Source organism: Rahnella sp. PAMC25617 (assembly GCF_050606005.1).
GTDB lineage: Bacteria > Pseudomonadota > Gammaproteobacteria > Enterobacterales > Enterobacteriaceae > Rahnella > Rahnella variigena.
In genome coordinates, this window is sequence record NZ_JBOCUM010000269.1 from 1 (window position 1) to 218 (window position 218).

Genomic DNA, 218 nt, shown 5'->3' on the forward strand with positions numbered 1-218 from the left:
ACTCTTGATCAGGTAATCGATGCCTTGGCGCTGGCCATGCAAGTCGCTGCGCCGAAACTGATACTGCCTGAAGCACCATTACGCTTGCTGGTGAAGCTGACCGCCCCGTGGTTAAAATTGCCGTTGACGACCGCTCGCATTGATGCCTTAACTCGCAAGACACATTATTCATCCTCCCTGATTGGTAGTACGCTGGGATTTTTCCCCGCCGAATCGGT

The 218-nt window shown here is 53.2% G+C and carries 1 protein-coding gene; it reads left to right on the forward strand.

The annotated features are described in order from the left end of the window. A partial coding sequence (locus ACM615_RS24330) for a hypothetical protein (protein ID WP_431012700.1) occupies positions 1 to 218 on the forward strand: 218 nt, incomplete at both ends.